This is a genomic window from Ureibacillus sp. 179-F W5.1 NHS, from assembly GCF_045369345.1.
GTDB lineage: Bacteria > Bacillota > Bacilli > Bacillales_A > Planococcaceae > Ureibacillus > Ureibacillus halotolerans.
Window position 1 is genome coordinate 21,042 of record NZ_JBIQFG010000009.1, and the last position, 17,517, is coordinate 38,558.

17 protein-coding genes are annotated in these 17,517 nt (G+C 35.7%); 9 read left to right on the forward strand and 8 right to left on the reverse strand.

Annotated elements, in window-relative coordinates:
* Nucleotides 1-40: 40 nt before the first annotated feature.
* The 4 genes from ACH0B5_RS06300 to ACH0B5_RS06315 form a co-directional block, all read right to left on the reverse strand.
* Nucleotides 41-955, reverse strand: coding sequence for a DMT family transporter (locus tag ACH0B5_RS06300; protein WP_122971510.1), 915 nt, complete (start codon nucleotides 953-955; stop codon nucleotides 41-43).
* Between the two features lie 183 nt (nucleotides 956-1,138).
* Entirely contained in the window at nucleotides 1,139-1,708 is a 570-nt protein-coding gene (locus tag ACH0B5_RS06305; RefSeq protein ID WP_122971511.1) for a manganese catalase family protein, read from the reverse strand.
* A gap of 98 nt (nucleotides 1,709-1,806) precedes the next feature.
* A complete protein-coding gene (locus tag ACH0B5_RS06310; protein ID WP_122971512.1) occupies nucleotides 1,807-2,070 on the reverse strand; it encodes a spore coat protein CotJB in 264 nt (87 codons plus the stop codon).
* Entirely contained in the window at nucleotides 2,063-2,290 is a 228-nt protein-coding gene (locus tag ACH0B5_RS06315; protein ID WP_122971513.1) for a spore coat associated protein CotJA, read from the reverse strand. Before ACH0B5_RS06315 ends, ACH0B5_RS06310 begins: the two co-directional genes overlap by 8 nt.
* 171 nt (nucleotides 2,291-2,461) lie before the next feature.
* On the opposite strand from ACH0B5_RS06315, the gene ACH0B5_RS06320 reads away from it, so the two are divergent.
* The 5 genes from ACH0B5_RS06320 to ACH0B5_RS06340 all read left to right on the forward strand — a co-directional run bounded on the left by ACH0B5_RS06320 (nucleotide 2,462) and on the right by ACH0B5_RS06340 (nucleotide 9,425).
* Entirely contained in the window at nucleotides 2,462-3,304 is an 843-nt protein-coding gene (locus ACH0B5_RS06320) for a DegV family protein (RefSeq protein WP_122971514.1), read from the forward strand.
* Between the two features lie 167 nt (nucleotides 3,305-3,471).
* On the forward strand, nucleotides 3,472-5,382 hold the full coding sequence (locus ACH0B5_RS06325; protein ID WP_406927589.1) for a PrkA family serine protein kinase: 1,911 nt from the start codon (nucleotides 3,472-3,474) through the stop codon (nucleotides 5,380-5,382).
* A gap of 157 nt (nucleotides 5,383-5,539) precedes the next feature.
* On the forward strand, nucleotides 5,540-6,703 hold the full coding sequence (yhbH, locus tag ACH0B5_RS06330) for a sporulation protein YhbH (protein ID WP_122971551.1): 1,164 nt from the start codon (nucleotides 5,540-5,542) through the stop codon (nucleotides 6,701-6,703).
* 39 nt (nucleotides 6,704-6,742) lie between these two features.
* Nucleotides 6,743-8,143 carry a SpoVR family protein gene (locus tag ACH0B5_RS06335; protein WP_122971515.1) on the forward strand — a complete coding sequence of 467 codons (1,401 nt, stop codon included), beginning with the start codon at nucleotides 6,743-6,745 and terminating at the stop codon, nucleotides 8,141-8,143.
* 352 nt (nucleotides 8,144-8,495) lie between these two features.
* Nucleotides 8,496-9,425, forward strand: a complete 930-nt coding sequence (locus ACH0B5_RS06340; RefSeq protein ID WP_406927590.1) for an SDR family oxidoreductase — start codon at nucleotides 8,496-8,498, stop codon at nucleotides 9,423-9,425.
* Between the two features lie 77 nt (nucleotides 9,426-9,502).
* Here ACH0B5_RS06340 and ACH0B5_RS06345 read toward each other — a convergent pair whose 3' ends face one another.
* Nucleotides 9,503-11,134, reverse strand: coding sequence for a catalase (locus tag ACH0B5_RS06345; protein ID WP_122971516.1), 1,632 nt, complete (start codon nucleotides 11,132-11,134; stop codon nucleotides 9,503-9,505).
* A 173-nt stretch (nucleotides 11,135-11,307) separates the two neighbouring features.
* Entirely contained in the window at nucleotides 11,308-12,969 is a 1,662-nt protein-coding gene (locus tag ACH0B5_RS06350) for a ribonuclease J (RefSeq protein ID WP_406927591.1), read from the reverse strand.
* A gap of 185 nt (nucleotides 12,970-13,154) precedes the next feature.
* Between ACH0B5_RS06350 and ACH0B5_RS06355 the strand changes: the two genes are divergently transcribed.
* Nucleotides 13,155-13,856, forward strand: coding sequence for a DUF421 domain-containing protein (locus tag ACH0B5_RS06355; RefSeq protein WP_341362684.1), 702 nt, complete (start codon nucleotides 13,155-13,157; stop codon nucleotides 13,854-13,856).
* A 148-nt stretch (nucleotides 13,857-14,004) separates the two neighbouring features.
* Nucleotides 14,005-14,694: a hypothetical protein gene (locus ACH0B5_RS06360; protein WP_122971519.1), complete on the forward strand. Its 690-nt coding sequence runs from the start codon at nucleotides 14,005-14,007 to the stop codon at nucleotides 14,692-14,694.
* Between the two features lie 47 nt (nucleotides 14,695-14,741).
* Here the strand turns inward: ACH0B5_RS06360 and ACH0B5_RS06365 are convergent, their stop codons facing one another.
* Nucleotides 14,742-15,236: a L,D-transpeptidase family protein gene (locus ACH0B5_RS06365; protein WP_122971553.1), complete on the reverse strand. Its 495-nt coding sequence runs from the start codon at nucleotides 15,234-15,236 to the stop codon at nucleotides 14,742-14,744.
* Nucleotides 15,237-15,440: 204 nt separating this feature from the next.
* Between ACH0B5_RS06365 and ACH0B5_RS06370 the strand changes: the two genes are divergently transcribed.
* Nucleotides 15,441-16,322 carry a DMT family transporter gene (locus tag ACH0B5_RS06370; protein ID WP_341362683.1) on the forward strand — a complete coding sequence of 294 codons (882 nt, stop codon included), beginning with the start codon at nucleotides 15,441-15,443 and terminating at the stop codon, nucleotides 16,320-16,322.
* Between the two features lie 42 nt (nucleotides 16,323-16,364).
* Here ACH0B5_RS06370 and ACH0B5_RS06375 read toward each other — a convergent pair whose 3' ends face one another.
* A complete protein-coding gene (locus ACH0B5_RS06375; protein WP_122971521.1) occupies nucleotides 16,365-16,946 on the reverse strand; it encodes a YitT family protein in 582 nt (193 codons plus the stop codon).
* A 275-nt stretch (nucleotides 16,947-17,221) separates the two neighbouring features.
* On the opposite strand from ACH0B5_RS06375, the gene ACH0B5_RS06380 reads away from it, so the two are divergent.
* Nucleotides 17,222-17,517: hypothetical protein (locus ACH0B5_RS06380; protein ID WP_406927592.1), on the forward strand; the 296-nt coding region annotated here is incomplete at its 3' end.

The following is a 17,517-nucleotide window of genomic DNA, read 5'->3' on the forward strand; positions in this document are numbered from 1 at the left end:
AAACCCGTGATGATTTATTTGTCATCACGGGTTTTCTCATTTATTGAATTGTTTTTATTTTATTATGGTCCTGTGTCATTTCGTTTCGTTTTCCGTAGAAATTCACAATCAATACACTTGAAATGGCGATAAGACCACCAATAATAGAGAGGGAAGCTGGTAGTTCGTTTAACCAAATCCAAGCGACGATAATCGCAATTACCGGTTCCAAATAAAGAACACTTGAAATCGAGCTGGCATTTGCTTGAGATAATGCAATGGCCCATGTTAAATAGGCAACAGCCGTTGGGAATATGCCGATATATAAAGCGGTCATATTCACTTCGATAGAAGCCGATTGTATCGTTTCGAAAAGACCAGGGGCAAAAATAAGAAAGGGTATTGTACCAGCCCAAGTAAAATAGGCTGTTAATTCAATAGCTGAATATTTTTTAAATAAAGGTTTTTGATAAACGAAAAAGATCGATGTTGCAATAGCAGCAAGAATTGTTAAAAATACGCCTGGTGCAATGCCGAATGTTGTATCACCAGAACCTAATGCAATGAGGGAGATGCCAATAAATCCAAAAGCTAAACCAACCCATCCTACTTTACTTAAACGTTCCTTCAATATTAAAATCGCAAAAATCGTTGTGAAAATAGGACCGGATCCAATAAGCATACCCGCGGTTCCCGCACTAATTGTAAGTTGTCCAAAGGTAGCACAAATATGATAGCCGCTAATTCCAACCCATCCGAGGAGGGCAATTTTCCATATGTCCCTTTTTTCCGGTAAACGAAATTTCATCTTTGGTATGAAGGCGATGAGGGCAAAAATAATGGAAGCTATGATGAAACGAAATAAAATTAAATGTCCTGCAGAATAGCCACCACGAAGGCTGAAACTATTCGCAGCGAAGGTAGAACCCCATATTAATACAGTTAAAAGCCCTAGCATTAAAGCTTTTGAATTCACTAATGTTCACCAATCTTTCTACTATAAATCATAGAAACTATCTTCTCATGTCTATAGTAAGATTAGCAAGACTATTTTCTCCCTTTATGACACCTAATAGACTTTCAATTAGATGGCTTGTCTTTTTAGAAGACAAAAAAACTGACCCAATTCGGCTTTTTTGGGTCAGCCAAGGTTGCCATTTTAAAAAATTCTCTTTTTCCCTTGTTCTTCTTTTAATATTTCTACTGCCTCTCTGAAACGAAGGGAGTGGACAATTTCTCTTTCACGTAAAAACTTTAATCCATCATTTAAATCCGGATCATCAGAAACATCAATAATCCATTGGTATGTTGCCCTTGCCTTTTCTTCAGCGGCGATATCTTCGTATAAATCGGCAATCGGGTCACCTTTTGCTTGGATATAAGTAGCGGTCCATGGATTGCCAGACGCATCATGATAGAACAATGCGCGGTCATGATTTACATAGTGATCCCCTAATCCAGCCGCTTTCATTTGTTCAGGTGTCGCATCTTTCGTTAATTTATAAACCATCGTTGCAATCATCTCGAGGTGGGAAAGTTCTTCTGTCGCAATATCATTAAGTACACCAATTACTTTATCAGGGATTGTATAACGTTGGTTCATGTAACGGAGGGCAGCAGCAAGTTCACCGTCTGCACCACCATATTGTTCAATTAAAAACTTCGCAAGCATAGGGTTACATGTACTTACTCTTACAGGATATTGCAATTTCTTTTCGTAATAATACATGGCCGTTCTCCTCCCCTCACAACTTATTCCTATTTGTAACTTTTATAGACGAAATGTTGAAATCCTTTTCCTCCTATATGAGTTTTGAAAGGTTTTCATTAAACTTGCCATGGCCAAGGTGAATCATCAATACTCCACGGGTAACTCGAATAACTTCTTCCAAAATGCATAAGTGGGCCAAATCTCTTTTCAAATTCGACTTTTAATTGCATACTCCGTTGAGCCGTTTCATTAAACTGTTTAATTGCTTCAAAGTCATGGGGGTGAGTATTTAAATAGAGGTTTAGTTCAACTAACACAAAGTCAATGGCTTGAAGTTCTTCTAGACATTGATAATATTCTGGTGGTATTTGCTTAGGCACTTGATGTCCCTCCTTTTATAGGATCCGGGTAAGGGCTATATAATTGTGGCCAAAGTGTACCATGCATTAGTGCCTGATGCGGTGTTTCAAATTGTTGAAGTCCAACAGGTTGAAAAGTTATATAGAGTTGTGGAGGGGTTGAATAACTTTTGACTCGTATTGGTTTACATGGGTCAAAGGGTCCAACAAAAGGTTTCCAATACTTATACTGTGATGACATATGATCCTCCTTTCGATTTTTGTAACACCTAATTTATATGAATGGAAAAATACAATTATTCACAAAAAAATATCATTTTTATATCCTCTCAATTTAAAACAAGGAATTCGTATTAAATAGAATAAAATGGCATTATGTTATAATATAGAAAAAAATAAAAGGGGTGCAAAAATGATTAAAATTACTGCCGACAGTACATGTGATCTTTCTCCGAATCTTTTAGAAGAATTGGATATTACATTAATGCCTCTCCATGTTTTGATTGATGAAGATGATTATCGTGATGGTGTGAACATTTCTCCTAAAGAAATTTTTGAATTTGTAGGGGAACAAGGGAAAACTTGTACAACTGCTGCAGTGAATACGTTTGAGTACGAAACTTTTTTTGCTCAACATGCGCCATCTCATGAAGCAGTGATACATATTTGTTTAGGGTCTGATTTTTCATCCTGTTATCAAAATGCTAAAACGGCTGCCCTTAATTTTGATAATGTCTTCGTAATTGATTCCAGCAATTTATCAACTGGTAGTGGACATGTCGTGTATGAGGCTGCTTTAATGGCAAAAGATAACGTTAAACCTGAAGAAATTTGTCAACGTTTAGAAGCGATCATACCAAAGGTAGATGCAAGTTTTGTCATTGATAAAATGGATTATTTAAGAAAAGGTGGTCGCTGCTCGGGAATTGAAGCCTTTGGAGCCACTTTACTAAAAATTAAGCCTTCTATCGAAGTAGTCGATGGCAAAATGAAGGTCGGTAAAAAATACCGTGGAAATTTCCACCGATGTCTTGAAAATTATGTGAAGGATCGATTGGAAAACAATGAAAACATTGATAAGAGTCGAATTTTCATCACCCATTCCCATTGTTCACCTGACACTGTCGAAAATGTAAAAGAATTGATTCGTCAATTTGCCGATTTTGAGGAAATGATTGAAACAACTGCAGGATGTACCGTTTCAACCCATTGTGGTCCGAATACTTTAGGGATCCTTTATAAAAGAATAAAATAATTTTTTTGGAGCTTACTAAATTTTTATTTATTTAGTAAAGCTCTTTTATTTTCTAAGATAATAGTGGATTTCACATGACAAAAATCGTTGGGAAATGAAAATTATATTATCGAGTATCCGGTATCATTATCGGATTAACTTCATACATTGTTAAAAACACGCCCTGAATGGAGGTAAAAACTATCGATATTTTAAACAGGGTTCGACAATATAGAGAAGAAGAGGATAGCCTGAAATGGGAAGGTACATTTGCAGAATACTTAGAGATTGTTAAGGAAAGACCCGAAGTTGCTCAAACAGCCCATTCCCGTGTATACAATATGATTAAAAGTGCTGGTGTAGCTGAAAGAGATGGTAAAAAAATGTACCATTTCTTTGGAAAAGAAATTTTTGGACTTGAAACAGCATTAGAAAGATTAGTGGAGGAATATTTCCACCCAGCAGCAAGAAGATTAGACGTTCGAAAAAGAATTCTATTATTAATGGGGCCTGTTAGTGGAGGGAAGTCCACGATTGTCACATTATTAAAAAGAGGATTGGAGCAATACTCTAGGACAGAAGAAGGGGCAGTTTATGCCATCAAAGGATGTCCGATGCATGAAGATCCGCTCCATCTCATTCCACATAATTTAAGAGACGAGTTTTTTGAAGAATATGGAATTCGCATTGAAGGGAGTTTATCTCCATTAAATACAATGCGTCTACAACAAGAATACGGTGGTCGTATTGAGGATGTTATGGTTGAGCGGATCTTTTTCTCTGAAGATAAACGGGTTGGAATTGGGACATTTACACCATCGGATCCGAAATCACAGGATATTGCTGATTTAACTGGAAGTATTGACTTCTCAACAATTGCAGAGTATGGTTCTGAATCAGATCCACGGGCGTATCGTTTTGATGGGGAGCTTAATAAGGCAAACCGTGGGATGATGGAGTTCCAAGAAATGCTGAAATTAGATGAAAAGTTTTTATGGCATTTATTATCTTTAACACAAGAAGGAAATTTCAAGGCAGGACGTTTTGCGCTCATTAGTGCAGACGAGCTCATTGTAGCCCATACAAATGAAACAGAATACCGTACTTTCATTTCCAATAAAAAGAACGAGGCATTACATTCAAGAATAATTGTCATGCCGATTCCGTATAATTTAAAAGTGTCAGAGGAAGAGCGCATATACGAAAAAATGATTCGGGAGAGTGATATGGCCCATGTTCATATCGCGCCCCATGCATTACGAGCAGCAGCGATTTTCTCTGTTTTAACAAGATTAGAGATTCCAAAAAAACAAGGTATCGACCTTGTGAAAAAAATGCGATTGTATGATGGAGAAAGTGTAGAAGGATTTAACTCCGTTGATGTAGAGGAACTGAAAAAGGAATACCCAAATGAAGGTATGAACGGAATAGACCCTCGTTATATTATTAATCGAATTTCTTCTGCTATTATCCGCAAGGAAGTACCTTCGATTAATGCGTTAGATGTTTTACGTTCTTTGAAAGACGGTTTAGATCAACATGCGTCGATTTCCGAAGAAGATCGGGAAAAATATATGAATTACATTGCCATTGCCCGAAGAGAGTACGATGAAATTGCGAAGAATGAAGTGCAAAAGGCATTTGTCTATTCCTATGAAGAATCTGCGAAAACATTAATGAATAATTATTTGGATAATGTAGAGGCATTTTGTAATAAAAATAAACTTCGCGATCCAATTACCGGTGAAGAGATGAATCCAGATGAAAAACTTATGCGTTCCATCGAAGAACAAATTGGTGTTTCTGAAAATGCAAAACGTGCCTTCCGAGAAGAGATTTTAATTCGACTCTCTGCTTTTGCTCGTAAAGGGAAACGATTTGATTACAATTCCCACGAAAGATTGCGAGAAGCGATCCAGAAAAAACTATTTGCTGATTTAAAAGACGTTGTGAAAATTACTACTTCATCTAAAACACCGGATGAGTCCCAATTGAAAAAAATAAATGAAGTCGTTGCAAGACTCATAGATGAACATGGTTATGATTCTAACTCTGCAAACGAATTATTAAGATATGTTGGAAGTTTATTAAATAGATAATATAAGGTATATATTCGAAGGAGTGTCCATAAAATTTAGGACACTCACTTTTTTTTATTAAAATGTTGTGAAATATATCAGAAAATTCGCATATTATAAAAAAAGTGATTTTCCCTTTTTGTAAAAATGGGAAATTTCAAAGATGGGTGAGGATAAAATGAGTGAAAATCAGAATCGAAACTTTGTCGTCTCTCAGGAAAATTGGTCACTCCATCGTAAAGGGTACCAAGATCAACAGCGACATATGGAAAAAGTAAAGGATGCAATTAAAAATAATTTGCCAGATTTAATTAGCGAAGAAAGCATTATTATGTCCAATGGTCGTGAAGTGATAAAAATACCAATTCGTTCATTAGATGAATATAAAATCCGTTATAACTATGGGAAATCAAAACATGTTGGTCAAGGTCAAGGAGATAGTCAAATTGGTGATGTGGTAGCCCGCGACGGTAAACCTGGAAATGAAGCACAAGGTCAAGGGAAAAAAGCTGGTGATCAACCAGGTAATGATTACTATGAAGCTGAAGTTAGTTTAGAAGATGTTCAAAATATGTTGTTCAAAGAATTAGAGCTTCCTAACTTAGAAAAGAAAGAGATGGCAGATATTACGACAGAAAAAATCGAGTTCAATGATATTCGTAAAAAAGGTTTAATGGGCAACATTGATAAGAAAAGAACGATATTAACAGCGATTAAACGGAACGCTATGAAGGGGAAAGCAGAAATTGCACCTATTCATAACGATGATTTACGCTTTAAAACTTGGGATGAAGTAACAAAACCGGAAACGAGGGCAGTCGTTCTTGCCATGATGGATACGAGCGGTTCAATGGGAAGTTTTGAAAAATTTTGTGCTCGTAGCTTTTTCTTTTGGATGACTCGATTTTTAAGAACGAAATATCAAACCGTTGAAATTGAATTTATTGCCCACCATACAGAGGCAAAAGTTGTAACGGAAGAAGAATTCTTTACTAAAGGGGAAAGCGGTGGGACAATTTGCTCCTCCGCCTATTCCAAAGCGTTAGAATTAATCGATGAGAAATATAGTCCTGTTCGCTACAATATTTATCCAGTTCATTTCTCGGACGGTGAAAATTTCTCAACAGATAATGAGAAATGCCTAAGACTAGTATCGGAGTTAATGGAACTTTCAAGTATGTTTGGCTACGGGGAAGTAAATCCGAATAATCGTTATTCTTCGTTAATGTCAACATTTAAGAAAATTGAAAATCCAAAGTTCCGACATTACATTTTAAGACAAAAGAAAGATGTATATGAAGCATTAAAAAACTTTTTCCAAAAACAGGAGACGACTGTTTAGGGAAAAGGGCCCGAGAATTTTTTAACGGGGGGAAAAGGTGTGGAAAAAGAGCTTCATAAAGCTATTGAAGAAATTACAGAAATTGCAATTGATTTTGGATTAGATTTTTTCCCTATGCATTATGAAATTTGCCCTGCTGATATTATTTATACGATTGGTGCATACGGAATGCCGACTCGTTTCTCCCATTGGAGCTTCGGAAAACAATTTCATAAAATGAAGCTACAATATGATTTAGGTTTAAGCCAAATTTATGAGTTAGTTATCAATTCTAATCCTTGTTATGCTTTTTTACTCGATACGAATTCGTTAACTCAAAATAAATTAATTATAGCCCACGTATTAGCCCATTGTGACTTCTTTAAAAATAATGTGCGCTTTTCAAATACGAGGAGAGATATGGTCGAAAGTATGACCGCAACAGCTGAACGAATTGCAAACTATGAGATGCTTTATGGAAAAGATGAAGTGGAGCAGTTTTTAGATGCTGTGTTAGCCATTCAAGAGCACATTGATCCTTCTATAGTAAGACCTAACTTACTAGAGTATGAAGATGATATAGAAGAAGAGGATAGCGTTGTTTCTAAATCACCTTATGATGATTTATGGGATTTAGATAAAAAAGAAGAACCGAAGCCAACTGTTCGTTATAAGAGAAAAAAATTTCCTCCAAAACCTGAAAAGGATTTGCTCCTTTTTATTGAATTATACAGTCGTGAATTGGAAGAATGGCAAAGGGATATTTTAACGATGATGCGAGAGGAAATGTTATACTTCTGGCCACAATTGGAAACGAAAATTATGAACGAAGGCTGGGCTTCCTACTGGCATCAACGGATTATGAGGGAGTTAAATTTAACAACAGATGAAACGATAGAATATGCAAAATTAAATGCCGGTGTTGTGCAACCGTCCAAAACTTCTATTAACCCTTACTATTTGGGATTGAAGATCTTTGAAGATATTGAAAAACGTTATGATCATCCTACCGAAGAGATGAGACGAATGGGTATAAAACCCGGCTCTGGACGAGAGAAAATTTTTGAAGTGCGAGAAATTGAATCGGATATTTCCTTTATTCGAAACTATTTAACGAAGGAATTAGTAGAACAAGAAGATATGTATTTGTTTGAGAAAAAAGGTTCTGATTATAAAATTACAGATAAGGATTATCGAAATGTAAGAGATCAACTTGTTTCGATGAGAGTAAATGGAGGATTTCCTTATATTGTAGTAGAAAATGGGGACTATTTAAGAAATGGCGAGTTATACTTAAAACATGGTTATGAAGGGATGGAGCTTGACCCCCATTATTTAGAAAATGTGCTTCCGTACATTTATCAACTTTGGGGCCGCCCTGTACATCTAGAAACCTTTGTTGAACAAAAGCCAGTGTTATATACGTATGATGGGAAAAGAAACTACCGAAAGGCATTATAGATAAAAGAGCCCGTAAGCTAAGTTTACGGGCTTTTTTGTTTAAATAATAGGATAATTCCATTCGCATCTTGGGTTCATATAATAGGGTGGTCTAAAGCTTATGGCAGGTAAGAGAAAGGGAACTTTATTGTTTGCATACTGGACCTTTACTTTTTCGTTAGAATAATTGATTAATAACTTATTTACTCCAGGGCAATGATGGGAATAAAACATAAAACGCCTCCTATAGATATTTATCCACATATTATTCTTATAAGTCTTTTTTAGTGAACTCAAATTTTATAAAGATAGGCACCCAATGGAAGTAGCTCACATAAAATGACCATAGTTTTACTTTTACTAGGAGGGTACTATGGAAAACAAAAAGAAAAATGCGTGTATGGACGGTGCATATCCCCTATATCCAAACTATGGAACAATTACCCGAGCGGAAGATATTCCAATAACAGTACCTGAGCAAAGGCAATATCGACAACCAGGATTAGAACGTTTAATGGTGCCGAGACCGATTATTGAAAATCCCCAATATAAAGGATCGATGAAATTAAAAGGGAAAGTGGCACTAATTACTGGTGGAGATAGTGGTATCGGAGCAGCAGTGGCGATAGCATTTGCGAAAGAAGGTGCGGACGTAGCCATTGCTTACTTAGATGAACATGAAGATGCCAATCGTACGAAAAATAGAATTGAAGAACTTGGTAGGCGTTGTTTACTATTACCCAGTGATTTAAGAAATAAAAAGCAATGTGAATATATTGTTCAAAAGACAATCGAAACCTTTGGGAAACTGAATATTTTATGTAACCATGTTGGGATTCAATTTCAGCAATTAAGCTTACTCGATATTACCGATGAACAGTTTGATGATACGTTTAAAGTGAATATTTATTCCCATTTTTACACAACGCGAGCAGCATTGCCCCATTTAAAAGCGGGTAGTTCGATTATCAATACAGCTTCTGTTGTTGCTTATGATGGCAATGAAGAACTAATTGATTACAGTGCGACGAAAGCTGCGAATGTTGGATTTACTAGAGCGTTAGCGAATAACTTAGTAAAAAAGGGGATTAGAGTTAATGCCGTTGCTCCTGGTCGAATATGGACGCCGTTAATACCTTCTAGTTTTTCAGCTGATGCAGTAACAATCGCAGGTAATCCAATGCAACGGCAAGGACAGCCTTTTGAATTAGCTCCAACTTATGTATATTTAGCATCGGATGATTCTCGATTTGTAACAGGACAAACGCTTCATGTTAATGGTGGGCAGTTTATGACCTCTTAACAGGAAATGATTTGAATGAAAAAATGCACAAATGTGATGATTATCAGCATTTGTGCATTTCAATTAGTTTCTAAACATTAATATGGATCAGCGTCGTGCCCTTTATCAACAGCATCTTTAACCGCTTGATCTGCTTCTTTTGCGCCAAGAGGATGGGGATTAAATTCTTTACCGAATTCTTCTTTATTGTTCATGGATTTTGCTTTTTCAGCTAATCCTTCCCTTAAACGACGGCCGTATTCCTCGTCCGCTTCATCGGCAAGGGCCATCATTTTATCTTGTATATCCTTTGGACAAATAGCAAGATCGTTAACTAAATTGTTAATAAGTTCATCCTTTTCCCATTGTTCGAAGCTACGATATGTTTCGCCAGCTTGTTTTGTATTATCGTTGCGTTCAATGGATTCGCGGACTAAATTCCCCTCAACCTTAGGTGTATATTCCTTGCCAACTTGTTCCGCTTCTTTTAAGCCACCCATACTGGAAGGTTCATAGTTGACATGTAAATTTTGGCCAGGAGCTTTATCGTTGTAGTAACGTAATTGCCCACCTTCTTGGTTTGTAGCTACTCGTTTCTTCGCAGCGTTAATAGGTAGTTGTAAATAGTTGGCACCTACACGATAACGTTGCGTATCCGAATAAGAGAATGTTCTTCCTTGCAACATTTTATCGTCAGAGAAATCTAAACCATCCACAAGAACACCTGTACCAAATGCCGCTTGTTCAACTTCATTGAAGTAGTTTTCAGGATTTTTATTTAAAACCATTCGTCCTACTGGTAACCAAGGGAATTTATCATTTGGCCATAGTTTTGTATCATCTAATGGGTCAAAATCAAGTTCTGGATGTGGACCATCTTCCATAATTTGAACAAATAGTTCCCATTCAGGGTAATCCCCACGTTCAATTGCTTCGTATAAATCTTGAGTTGCATGATTGAAGTTTTTCGCTTGAATCTCTTCTGCTTCTTTCACCGTTAAGTTTTTAATACCTTGCTTCGGTTCCCAATGATATTTTACTAATACAGCTTTCCCTTCATTGTTTACCCATTTATACGTGTTAACTCCGGAACCTTGCATCATTCGATAGTTTGCAGGGATCCCCCATGGTGAGTAAACGAGGGTTACCATATGGAATGTTTCAGGAGAATTCGCACAAAAATCAAAGAAACGACGAGAATCTTGAATATTCGTAACAGGATCTGGACGGAAAGCATGGATCATATCTGGGAATTTCATCGCATCACGAATGAAGAAAATTTTTAAGTTATTCCCTACTAAATCCCAGTTGCCATCCTCTGTATAAAATTTAACTGCAAACCCACGTGGGTCACGAACGGTTTCAGGAGAATGTAATCCATGAACTACTGTCGAGAATCGTACAAATACAGGTGTACGTTTTCCTTTTTCTTGGAACAATTTTGCGCGGGTATATTTTGAAACAGGTTCATTTCCTACTGTACCGTAAGCTTCAAAATAACCATGGGCACCTGCTCCACGGGCGTGTACAATTCGCTCTGGCACTTTTTCACGGTCAAAATGACTTATTTTCTCAATGAAATCATAATTCTCTAAAGTAGCTGGGCCACGGTTGCCAACTGTACGAATGTTTTGGTTATTCGTAATCGGGTGACCTTGCCTGTTCGTTAATGTACCATCGTCCTCAATATTCGTTTGATGTTTTTCTTGGTTAGAAGGGTCTTTTTCCATGAAATATCATCCTTTCTTTTTGTGCACCCTGTTTATCGGTACTATTTGGTGCTAGTGTAAAATAAAAATTGAACATTACTATATTTGCCTATACCGTAAAAAAGTATTCGAAATGGGTAGAGAAAGAAGAAAAAAGTGTTGAACCGATATATACTGATTCAACACTTTCCGATTTATATAGCAATTATGATAGGTAAAATCATTGGCTTTTTCTTTGTTTTTTCTGTCAAGAATATACCAACTTCTTTTTTAATAGCTCTTTTCATTCCGAGAATGTTCGGATCTTTAAATGGATCAATCGTTCGTTTTACAATTTCGTTAATATCTTGTATAAGTTTTTCAGAATCTTTTGCGTAAACAAAACCTCGTGAAATACAATCCGGTTCGGAAATGCGACTGCCATCTTCTTTACTTATTGTTAATACAATTACAAGCATTCCTTCTTCAGATAGCTGTTTGCGGTCTCGCAATACGATATCCACGATTTCGTCATCGCCTACATTATCCACATACGTATCCCCAGCTGTAATTTTACGAGTTTGGCGAGCTTCACCATATTCGATATCGACAACATCACCATTTCGAATAATGAACGTATTGTTCCTTTCTACGCCAACTGTCTCTGCTAAAATACGATGTAAATGGAGCATGCGATATTCTCCGTGAATAGGAATGAAATATTTTGGTTTCATGAGAGTTAACATTAGTTTTAAATCTTCTTGATAGCCGTGGCCTGAAACATGCATTCCTGTAATACTTGATGAACCGTAAATGACTCTAGCTCCTAATTGGAAAAGGTTGTCCACAATTTTCGAAACATCCTTTTCGTTTCCGGGAATGGGTGACGCAGCAAAGATGACCGTATCATCTGGTAAAACTTTTACGTCTCGATTGTTGTTTGTTGATAGGCGGGAAAGGGCAGCTAATGGCTCACCTTGGCTCCCAGTACATAAAACAACAACCCTATCTGGTGGATATTGTTTTACATCCCGGGCTTCGATTAACATCCAGTCTGGAATTTCTACATATCCCCGTTCTTTCGCTACTTTTACGACATTTACCATGCTGCGGCCGAGTAATGCAAGTTTTCGATTTGTTTTAATGGCAGCATGTACAATTTGTTGAACCCGATTGACGTTGGAAGCAAAAGTGGAAATAATAATTTTCCCTGTTGCACCCGAAAAAGCTTCTTCAATGTGAGAACCGACTTCATGTTCTGATGGGGTCGAGCCCGGACGTTCAGCATTTGTACTTTCCGAAATAAGCATTAACACCCCTTCTTCACCGATTTTCGCCATTTTATGAATATCTGAGTACTGGTCATTAACCGGTGTTAAATCAAATTTAAAATCACCAGTATGAACGACATTTCCTTCAGGAGTATGGAATACAATCCCTAAACAATCAGGAATACTATGACTTACCCTAAAAAAACTAACCTGTATTTTTCCAAAATCTAAATGGGATTCTGAATGAATCTCGATTAAAGTAGATTCCCTTAAAAGCTTATGTTCTTTTAATTTTAATTCGATTAACCCAAGGGTGAAACGGGTAGCGTATATAGGTACATTTAACTTTTTTAAAAAATATGGTATCCCACCAATATGGTCTTCATGGCCATGGGTTACAACTAACCCTCGAATTTTATGTTGATTTTCCTGTAAATAACTCACATCAGGAATGATTAAATTAATACCTAATAAAGACTCATCGGCAAACTTTGCTCCGCAATCTACAATGACAAGATCGTCTCCATATTCGATGACATACATGTTTTTGCCGATTTCATTAATACCGCCTAAGGCAAAAATGGATAATGTATTTTTATCAGACAAACTGACCCCTCTTTTCAACGACTTTTACTACAGTTAAGTATAGCTATAACATTGTTGTCCTATACGGAGAACAAATTCTTAGTAGGAGACGATTTTGATTAGTTTATCTGATAATAATCGCTTGTATATTAATGGAAAAAAGGGCGAGAATAAAACAGATAGATTGATTTGAAGGAAGTGTCATATTGGAATTTTTATATGGACAAGAATCATTAAAAGCAATTCAATGGGTTTTAAGAGCAATCATTGCATTTATCTTTTTGTTTATTGCAGCGAAAATAATGGGACATCGTTCTATTTCACAACTAGGCATACTTGATTTCGCGATGGCAATTACAGTCGGAAATATTATTGCCCATCCATTATCTGATGAAGGGTTGGGAATGGGTGGATCCATGATTACAATGTCCGTATTAATTATTTTGTATATTGGGTGTGTCTATTTAAGTCTTAAATGGATGTCTTTTAGACATTTTATCGAACCAACTCCGTTACCTCTTATTAAAAATGGGCAAATTCTTTCAAAAAACTTAACAAAAGCTAGAATATCCATAGATTATTTACTAGCAGAGTTACGGAAAGACAAAATAGAAGATATTCAAAAAGTTGCCTTTGCCTTTTGGGAAGCAGATGGGACCATTTCAAGTTTCCTTTATCCTGAAAATCAACCACTCACTCAAAAGGATATCAATATGCCACAGCAGCAATACACTTTACCAATTGTCATTATTAAAGAAGGGAAAATTGATTTTAATCAACTAAGCAATATAGCACAAAATGAAGAGTGGATAAAAAATGCAATCCTTTCCACATATAAAGTAGATATTCAAGATGTTTTATTAGCTACAATTGATCAACAAAATAACTTAAAAGTGTTTTTATATTAACATTCATTTTAAATAGAAATAGAGTCCGTTTTAAGGATTCTATTTTTTTTCTGTTTTTTAATTAAAAAGAGAATGAAATGGAAGGTTGGGGAATACTATTTTTATAACTACTAGAAAACTTAAAAACTAGAAGAATGGGGTGAGAAGGTTGTTCCAGTTATTTTTATTATTATTAGAAGTTATCTATCTTTTTTTAGCATTTAAAACTGGTAAAGCACTCTTTTTTATCATTGCCGTTGGGTTAGGTTTTTGGTGGCTATATGAATTAAATAAAGATGTTCGAAAACGCAACGAGGCATTATTAAATGATACGATTGAACAAGTAGAACAGTATCCCCATACCCGTTATATCGTTTCTGCCGATTATTTAAATGCGTTAATGATTGATGAATATACGAATACATTACGAATATTGGAAAGGGAAGACATCGATGATGAATTTGAAAAAAAGGAATATCATTTTCAAGAAATTTATGAAATAGCGATAGTAGAAGATAATAAAAATGTTGCACTAACATCCAAGGGTGGTGTCCATGGTTGGTCGTTAATTGATGGCGGTGCAAAAATCGATGTCCATGTAAATGATGTAGAAGATTCAGAAGAGAAAAAGGATAAAGAAGTAAAAAAATTAATGCTTAAAATGGTAGTAGATGATTTATCCAGTCCAATAGTGGAATACGTTTTTCTAGACAATAAACAAGCGATTCCAAAGGATTTAGACGAATATAAAGATCTGTTTAAAGAATGTCAAAAATGGTACCAAAAAATTAGTTTGATTATTAAACGAAACGAGGTAGAAAAGGATAGAAATGAAATGGTTATAAAGGGATGGACTTAATCTTTTAACTGCTTGCAGTAATGCAAGTTTTTTTATGTCTACATTTACTATGGATGTATTGTAACGCGAGTCCCGATTGGGATTGTTCTAGCTAATTCTTCGACGTCTTCGTTGTACATCCGAATACATCCCCGAGAAACAGCCTGACCAATCGAACTCGGATCGTTTGTACCGTGGATACCATAACTTTGTTTTGATAAACTCATCCACATCGTTCCATATGGACCACCTGGATTTGGTGCTCTATTAATAATAATAAAATCTCCAACTGGCGTCTCGTACAACATTCTTCCAACGGCTATTGGATATTGTTTTTGAAGGACACCGTCCCGAAAAAGTCTTAGCCAACGACCGTTTATTGACACTTCGATTCGATAAGGGAGTGTATTAGGATCCGGAAAACCGGGAATTTCAATTAATTGCCCTACGTTAATCACATTTGGATTAATATTCGGGTTGGCTTGGATAATGGCTGACAAAGGTGTTCGATAATCTAAAGAAATTTGGTTTAACGTTTCCCCGCTTTTAACCGTATGAAGCAGTGTCATCATCTCCGTTCAACATAATATCTTTCTATTCTATGCATAGGTTCCTCGCAAAAAAATATGTATCGCAAATATTTAACAAGCAACGAAAGCCGATTTATTTACAGAAAGGGAATTGTTTAATATAAATAAATATTCAAATTTATTTTTCGTTTGTTTATAATGATATTTATTTATAAAGAACGGTAAATGGAGGCCATTATGCGGAAATACGTTGGAGAATTGATGCTATGTATTACAGCGATTATATGGGGGAGTGGCTTTGTTGTTAGTGCAATTTCCCTTGATCATTACTCACCTTATCAAGTATTAGCTGGTCGTTTTTTAGTTGGTTTTATTATATTAAGTATGATTTTTTATAAGAAATTAAAAGGGATACATATCGGAGTGATTAAAAAAGGATTTGTATTAGGATTCTTTTTATACGTAGCTTTCGCTTTGCAAACGGTAGGTCTACAGTTTACGACACCTTCCAAAAATGCCTTTTTAACTGCTGTAAACGTTGTACTTGTTCCGTTTATAGCCTATCTCTCTTATAAAAGAAAAATTGATAAGTTCGAATTGGCCGGTGCCATTTTAGCGATTATCGGTATTGGATTCCTATCTTTACAATTATCAATGGATCTTAATATTGGAGATCTTTTAACATTAGGTTGTGCTGTAGCATTTGCTTATCAAATTTTTTATACGTCCAAATATGTAAAGGAAGAAGATCCAATTACGTTAACGATTATACAAATGGCTGTTGCAAGTCTGTTAGCGTGGATTGTTGTTTTATTCAAAGGAGAAGTTCATTATTCAATGGAAATAGAAGCAGTATCTTCTATTATTTATTTAGCGGTTTTTTCAACAACTATCGCTTATTTATTCCAAACAATTGCGCAAAAATTTACGAACGAAACGAAAACAGCTATTATTTTATCAACGGAATCCTTTTGGGGAATGGTTTTTTCGGTACTCCTTTTAAATGAAGTGTTAACGATAAGAATGGTGATAGGTGCGATTTTAATTCTTTGTGCCATAATTATTTCTGAAACAAAGTTATCCTTCCTTAAAAGGAAGCAACTCGGAAAATTAACTTAAATGTCTCTTTAATCTAGAGGCATTTTTTATTTGCCAAAATCCTTAAGAATGCTTTTCAAGATGACGACGACTTGTCATTATGCTCGTTGTAATTCCAACGATAAATATCGTGACGATAGATAAAAATAACGTCCTTGTGGAAATAAAAATCCCACCTAAGCCAACTACAGCAGCATCAATAAAAAAGATAACAATCCCCACATTCATTGCCGTTTTATCAGCGATAAATTGGGCTAGTAAGTCTGTCCCACCTGTACTCGTCTTATAACGAAGCATGAGACCAATACCTAAACCTACAAGGATTCCACCTAATATCGAACTGATGAGTGGATCGAATTGAACAATGGAACGAAGTGGTTTGAACATATCAATAATAAGGGAAGATATAAGTAAGCCGTGGAGGCTATTGTAAAAATAATTTTTATATTTAAACCAGGCTAAAATAAAAATGGGAATACTTAAAACAATAATCATTAAACCAATTTTTAAATGAAACAAATAATGGGTTATTAAAGAAAGTCCAATAATTCCGCCATCTAAAATTTCATAGGGGGTTAAAAAAACATTAATACCTAAAGATAGAAAAATACTTCCTACAACAATTGCTATTCCTTTCCGTATCATGCAATTCTCCTCGTAAAATGGACATGCATCATTTTATGAGGAAGTAGGGCAGAAAATGTATGACTAATTTGTTACTTAAATAATTTGTAGTATCAGCATTGAAAAAAAACATTATCCATTATTTTTCTAATAAATGGTTTTAAACTATGAACCCTCTTGATTATGGCGTTGTCTAGAAGCGAGGAAATTATACAAAAGAAAAAAATTAATTGCACTCATAATAAAACAGATAATTGCCATGATAAGCACATAACATTTTTGGAGGTGTTTTTGACATGCAAAACAATAATGGTAATGGTAAGCGATTCACATCAGCTGGTACTGATATTAATGAAGTAAAGCGCCAAAATGCACAAGGTTCTTCAGGATCTTCCTTTGGTACTGATCCACAAAAAGTAAAAGAAGAAATTGCTCAAGAAGCAGGTCCATTTGCTTTTGGTAAATCAGCACAAGCTGGACAAGCAGGGAAACAATCTTTCGGTAACCCATCCATTGGGACAAACCCACAAAAAGTAAGAGAAGAAATCGCTCAAGAAGCGGGTCCATTTGCTTTCGGTAAAACAGGACAAGC

Coding starts and splice junctions, on each gene's coding strand:
- ACH0B5_RS06305 (WP_122971511.1), bottom strand. CDS start 1,708: ATGTATTATTACGAAAAGAAATTGCAATATCCTGTAAGAGTAAGTACA.
- ACH0B5_RS06315 (WP_122971513.1), bottom strand. CDS start 2,290: ATGTCATCACAGTATAAGTATTGGAAACCTTTTGTTGGACCCTTTGAC.
- ACH0B5_RS06320 (WP_122971514.1), top strand. CDS start 2,462: ATGATTAAAATTACTGCCGACAGTACATGTGATCTTTCTCCGAATCTT.
- ACH0B5_RS06325 (WP_406927589.1), top strand. CDS start 3,472: ATGGAGGTAAAAACTATCGATATTTTAAACAGGGTTCGACAATATAGA.
- yhbH (WP_122971551.1), top strand. CDS start 5,540: ATGAGTGAAAATCAGAATCGAAACTTTGTCGTCTCTCAGGAAAATTGG.
- ACH0B5_RS06340 (WP_406927590.1), top strand. CDS start 8,496: ATGGAAAACAAAAAGAAAAATGCGTGTATGGACGGTGCATATCCCCTA.
- ACH0B5_RS06345 (WP_122971516.1), bottom strand. CDS start 11,134: ATGGAAAAAGACCCTTCTAACCAAGAAAAACATCAAACGAATATTGAG.
- ACH0B5_RS06370 (WP_341362683.1), top strand. CDS start 15,441: ATGCGGAAATACGTTGGAGAATTGATGCTATGTATTACAGCGATTATA.
- ACH0B5_RS06375 (WP_122971521.1), bottom strand. CDS start 16,946: ATGATACGGAAAGGAATAGCAATTGTTGTAGGAAGTATTTTTCTATCT.